Origin of the sequence: Streptomyces mesophilus (assembly GCF_040300965.1) — a bacterium.
GTDB lineage: Bacteria > Actinomycetota > Actinomycetes > Streptomycetales > Streptomycetaceae > Streptomyces > Streptomyces mesophilus_A.
The window spans coordinates 1-5,148 of sequence record NZ_JBEPEW010000275.1 but is presented as its reverse complement, the minus strand read 5'-3'; the positions used below and the strand labels follow the sequence as shown (position 1 = coordinate 5,148).

At 71.2% G+C, this 5,148-nt stretch carries 4 protein-coding genes; 3 read left to right on the top strand and 1 reads right to left on the bottom strand.

What is annotated here, in order from left to right; all coding sequences use genetic code 11:
* Together ABT367_RS40705 and ABT367_RS40700 are read left to right on the top strand one after the other, a co-directional pair.
* Positions 1-1,281 (top strand): PQQ-binding-like beta-propeller repeat protein (locus tag ABT367_RS40705; protein ID WP_352258937.1); only part of this gene is annotated, 1,281 nt, incomplete at its 5' end.
* Positions 1,282-1,432: 151 nt separating this feature from the next.
* Positions 1,433-3,370, top strand: a complete 1,938-nt coding sequence (locus tag ABT367_RS40700) for an acyl-CoA dehydrogenase family protein (RefSeq protein WP_352258935.1) — start codon at positions 1,433-1,435, stop codon at positions 3,368-3,370.
* Between the two features lie 48 nt (positions 3,371-3,418).
* Here the strand turns inward: ABT367_RS40700 and ABT367_RS40695 are convergent, their stop codons facing one another.
* Positions 3,419-4,123 (bottom strand): methyltransferase domain-containing protein, encoded by a 705-nt coding sequence (locus tag ABT367_RS40695; protein WP_352258933.1) that lies wholly within the window; start codon positions 4,121-4,123, stop codon positions 3,419-3,421.
* Positions 4,124-4,460: 337 nt separating this feature from the next.
* Between ABT367_RS40695 and ABT367_RS40690 the strand changes: the two genes are divergently transcribed.
* A partial coding sequence (locus tag ABT367_RS40690) for an arabinofuranosyltransferase (protein WP_352258932.1) occupies positions 4,461-5,148 on the top strand: 688 nt, incomplete at its 3' end.

The following is a 5,148-nucleotide window of genomic DNA, read 5'->3' as shown; positions in this document are numbered from 1 at the left end:
CCCACCCGCCGTGCCCTCCTCGCCGGCGCCGCAGCGCTGGTGGTGGCCGGAGCGGGCGGCGCCGCCTGGTGGCTCGCGAAGGACGACAGCGGACCGGTCGGCGGCCCCACCCGGCGGCCGCCCAAGAGCCCGACCCGCGACCCCGGTGGAGCGCCCCGGCCGCTGTGGACCTACCGCGGGGACATCAGCGACAAGGGCGCTGTGACCGCCATGCCCATCGGGGACATCGTGGTGCTCCCCGGCTCCGCCGAGGGCTCCCTGATCGGCCTCGACATCCGGCGCGGCACCGTGCGCTGGACCGCCGGCGCGGGCATCGGCATCGCCCCGGTCCCCTGCGCCGGGGCCATCCTCCAGCCGACCGCCGACCCCGACGGCCGGCTCGCCGTGGTGGAGGCGGCGGACGGACGCACCTGGACCACGGGACCGCTCGGCCTGGACTTCAGCCGGCTGCTCTATCCCTTCGCCGGCTTCGGCGAACGGATGGTCATCCTCATGGGGCACGCCACGGGCGCCGACCCCGAGGCGCCGCCGCAGGACGTCGACCGTTTTCTCGTGGCGTACGACGTCGTGGACCGCAAGGTCGTCTGGCGCAGGAAGCTGGGCCGGAGCACGGCCAGGATCGGACAGATGGCCGGCAGCGACCGCCTGGGCGTCCTCCTGGAGACCGACTCGGTCACCGCGTACCGCCTGGACGACGGGCGGCCGGTATGGCGGCGCGCCCTGGCGACCGAACGCACCGTCATCTCGACCGAGACCGGTGCGGCCCGCCGTGCGCTCGCCACCGACGACCGCACCGTCGTGGTCAGCGGCCGCGGTCTGCTCGTCCTCGAACTGGCCACCGGACGCACCGTATGGAGCCTGGACCCGGAGGAGGCGGAGGAGGGGATGACGGAGCGGCAGAAGGGCCGGACACTGTACGGCGCGGCGATCATCGACGGCAACGAGGTGTATCTGTCCTTCCTCGGCCGCGAGTTGTGGGTCATCCGACGCGACAAGCGCAAACGGGCCCGCAAGGGCAACGACTGGCGCTGGCAGTCGACGGTCCGGCTCGCCGCCGCCCCGGCCGCGCCGCCCGAGCCCGCCGGGCCGTACCTCTTCCCGCCCCTCATCGACACCGCCGATGTCACGGCCATCGCCGTGGACCGCAAGACGATGAAGACGGCCTGGACGTACACGATGCCGGGTGAACCCACCGGAGTGATCCGCTACCTGGGTGCCAAGGACCGCCTGTACGTCACCCGAGGTCACACCCTCACGGTGCTGCCCGTCGAGGGCGGCTGATCCGGGACCACCGCACTCCGATCGCTGCGCGAGGACTGGTGGACAGGGGACGATTCGGGTACCAACGATCCAGTAGCACCAGCCAGTAACCAACCGGGGCAAGATCGGATCAAAAGATCCGGAAGCCTTCTTCGCGGCGAGGTGAGCCTGGATGAGCGCAGCACAACCGAAACCGTCCGTGAGCGAGCGCGAGGCACGCCAAGTCGCCGAGGCCGCGCGCGAGCAGGACTGGCGCAAGCCCAGCTTCGCCAAGGAACTGTTCCTCGGCCGCTTCCGCCTCGACCTGGTCCATCCGCACCCGATGCCCGCCGACGAGGACGCCCAGCGCGGTGAGGAATTCCTCGCCAAGCTGCGGGACTTCTGCGAGACGAAGATCGACGGGGCGCGGATCGAGCGCGAGGCGAAGATCCCGGACGAGGTGATCAACGGGCTCAAGGAGCTCGGCGCGCTCGGCATGAAGATCGACACGAAGTACGGCGGGCTCGGCCTGACGCAGGTCTACTACAACAAGGCCCTCGCGATGGTGGGCTCCGCCAACCCGGCCCTCGGCGCGCTCCTGTCGGCGCACCAGTCGATCGGGGTGCCGCAGCCGCTGAAGATCTTCGGGACGCAGGAGCAGAAGGACACCTTCCTGCCGCGCCTGGCCCGCACCGACATCTCCGCGTTCCTGCTCACGGAACCGGACGTCGGCTCGGACCCGGCCCGCCTCGCCACCACAGCGATCCCCGACGGCGAGGACTACGTCCTCGACGGCGTGAAGCTGTGGACCACGAACGGAGTGGTCGCCGACCTGCTCGTGGTCATGGCCCGCGTCCCCAAGTCCGAGGGCCACAAGGGCGGGATCACCGCCTTCGTCGTGGAGGCCGCCGCCGAGGGCGTCACGGTCGAGCACCGCAACGCGTTCATGGGCCTGCGCGGCCTGGAGAACGGCGTCACCCGCTTCCACCAGGTCCGCGTCCCCGCGTCGAGCCGTATCGGCCCCGAAGGCGCCGGCCTGAAGATCGCGCTGACGACCCTCAACACCGGCCGTCTGTCGCTGCCCGCCATGTGTGTGGGCGCGGGCAAGTGGTGCCTGAAGATCGCGCGGGAGTGGGCGGGGGAGCGCGAGCAGTGGGGCAAGCCGGTCGCGCATCACGAAGCGGTCGGCACGAAGATCTCCTTCATCGCCGCGACGACCTTCGCCCTCGAAGCCGTCCTCGACCTGTCCTCCCAGATGGCCGACGAGGACCGCAACGACATCCGGATCGAGGCCGCACTCGCCAAGCTGTACGGCTCGGAGATGGCCTGGCTGATCGCCGACGAACTGGTCCAGATCCGCGGCGGCCGCGGCTTCGAGACCGCGGAGTCCCTCGCGGCCCGCGGCGAACGGGCCGTCCCCGCCGAACAGGTCCTGCGCGACCTCCGTATCAACCGGATCTTCGAGGGCTCCACGGAGATCATGCATCTGCTCATCGCCCGCGAGGCTGTGGACGCCCACCTCAAGGTCGCCGGCGATCTCATCGACCCGGAGAAATCCCTCTCGGACAAGGCGAAGGCAGGCGCGAAGGCAGGCGGCTTCTACGCCCGCTGGCTGCCGAAGCTGGTCGCCGGACCCGGACAACTCCCGCGTACGTACGGCGAGTTCCACCCCGATGGGCACGCCGACCTCTCCGCGCATCTGCGCTTCGTCGAACGCGCCTCGCGCAAGCTCGCGCGCTCCACGTTCTACGCGATGTCGCGCTGGCAGGGCCGGATGGAGACCAAACAGGGCTTCCTGGGCCGGATCGTCGACATCGGAGCGGAGCTCTTCGCGATGAGCGCGGCCTGCGTACGGGCCGAACTCCTGCGCACCACCGAGGACTACGGCCGCGAGGCCTACCAGCTGGCCGACGTCTTCTGCCGCCAGTCCCGCATCCGCGTCGACGAGCTCTTCAACCGCCTGTGGAGCAACACCGACGATCTGGACCGCAAGGTGGTCAAGGGCGTCCTGTCCGGCACGTACGGCTGGCTCGAGGAAGGCATCGTCGACCTGAGCGGCGACGGCCCCTGGATCGCGGACGCGACCCCGGGCCCGTCGAAGCTGGACAACGTGCACCGCCCGATCCGCTGAAGCCTCCTGACAGGAAAGGGAGTTGGTGACAGGGGCGCGTCGAGGTGCCTAGACCTTCGCGCCGGGCCTGCCCGTCACGGGCCTGCGCCCGCGCGCGGGGTTGGCCTTGGGCCTCGGCACGTCCTGGAGTCCGCCCACGTGGTTGGCGTACAGCCGGCTGAAGGCGCGCACCAGCGCCATGCGCTTCTCCGGATAGCCCTTGGGCTTGCGGAAGACCCCGACGCTGTCACCCCAGTAATTGCGCCGGTAGTCGATCCGCGCGTAGTCGTAGCGCCGGCTTCCCTCGAGGCGGGGCGGGAAGTCGGTGTGCGCTTCCACCATGCGCAGCTTGGCGTACGCGGCGAGCGCCCGGAAGGAGTCGGGGTAGTAGCGCCAGCAGTCCTGGCCGTAGTGCTCATGGCCACGCGAGGGGACGGTGATGAACGCCCGCCCGCCGGGCTTGAGGACGCGCGCGATCTCCATCATCGTCACCCAGGGGAACGGAATGTGCTCCAGGGCCTGGCCGGAGATCACGAAGTCGGCGCTGCGCGACTTGACCGGGAAGGTGTACGGCCGGGGCATCACCCGGTCCACATTCTCGCCCGCCTCGATGTCGATCCCGATGTAGTCGATGTCGCGGTCCTCGAGCACCATGTGGTGGTTCAGGGACTGCTTGGCGATCTGGGATCCCACGTCGACCACCGTGAGCCGGCGGTCGGCGGGCATGTACTGCTCGACGCAGATACGCATGTGGTCAAGGGCGGCTGGATGCATGGCCCTGGCTCCTCGGCTCGGTGGTCCATCGGGCCCGCTGACCGACGAAGCCCCCCACGGGCGGTCGTCGCGACCTCACCCGCCCGGCCCGGGCATACGTCAACCGGCGTGCCCTCGACATGGTGCGGAGTTCCTTGCCGCGCCCCCTGCGACCTGCGCTTCTTCTCCCGGGAGGCGTCCGTGCGGCGACCGCGTGAGCGGGCCGGCCGAACCGGCCATCGCATCATCGGCCCGGCGCGCGGAACGCGGGTGAGAGGAGAGTGACCGGCAGGCGAACCGTCCGGGAAATGGCGATGAGGGGCGTGTGGACCGCCGACTCCGCTTCGTTCACCGGGACATGACCCTTCTCGCCCCCCGCCCCCGTACGGCCGAGGGACCCGCCCCGGTCACGCCCGCCGCCCGCCCCCGCCTCGCGCTCGGCGCCACGCTCTCCGTACTGGCGGGCCTGGCCGTCCAGTCCGCCGCCGCCCGCTTCCCCGTCGCGGAGCCCACCCGGGCGGACACCGTCGCCACCGCGACCACGACCGCCGTCCTCCTGGCCGCCCTTGCCTGGCTCGCCCTGCGAGGCCGGCCCGGCCTCGCCGCCTACCCCCTTCTCGGCGCCCTGGCCGGCTGCATCCTCGCGCTCCCCCTGCACGGCACCCCGCTGTTCCTCGGCGGACTGACCAGCGACAACCAGTTCCGTACGCAGTACGTGACGCGGTACGCCGCCGAGGCCGGGCTCGCGGACGTCACCTTCGACGGGCTGCCACCGCTCTACCCGCCCGCCTGGTTCTGGCTCACCGGACGTGCCGCCCACCTCGCGGGCGCCGAGGCCTGGACCGCGTACAAGCCGGCCGCGATCGCCACGGTGGCGCTCGGCACGGCGCTCGCCTACGGCCTCTGGTCCAAGATCGTGACGCCACGCCTCGCCCTGCCGCTCGCCGTGGCGACCCTGCTGAGCGCTTTCCAGGCCCCCGCGTTCGGTGTGCACGAACCGTACGCGTGGATCGTCGCCGCCCCCATGCCGCCCCTCGCCGTGCTCG

What these genes read in the sequence shown, in the direction of transcription:
- ABT367_RS40695 (WP_352258933.1), bottom strand. Translation starts at nt 4,123, where the DNA reads ATGCATCCAGCCGCCCTTGACCACATGCGTATCTGCGTCGAGCAGTAC.
- ABT367_RS40700 (WP_352258935.1), top strand. Translation starts at nt 1,433, where the DNA reads ATGAGCGCAGCACAACCGAAACCGTCCGTGAGCGAGCGCGAGGCACGC.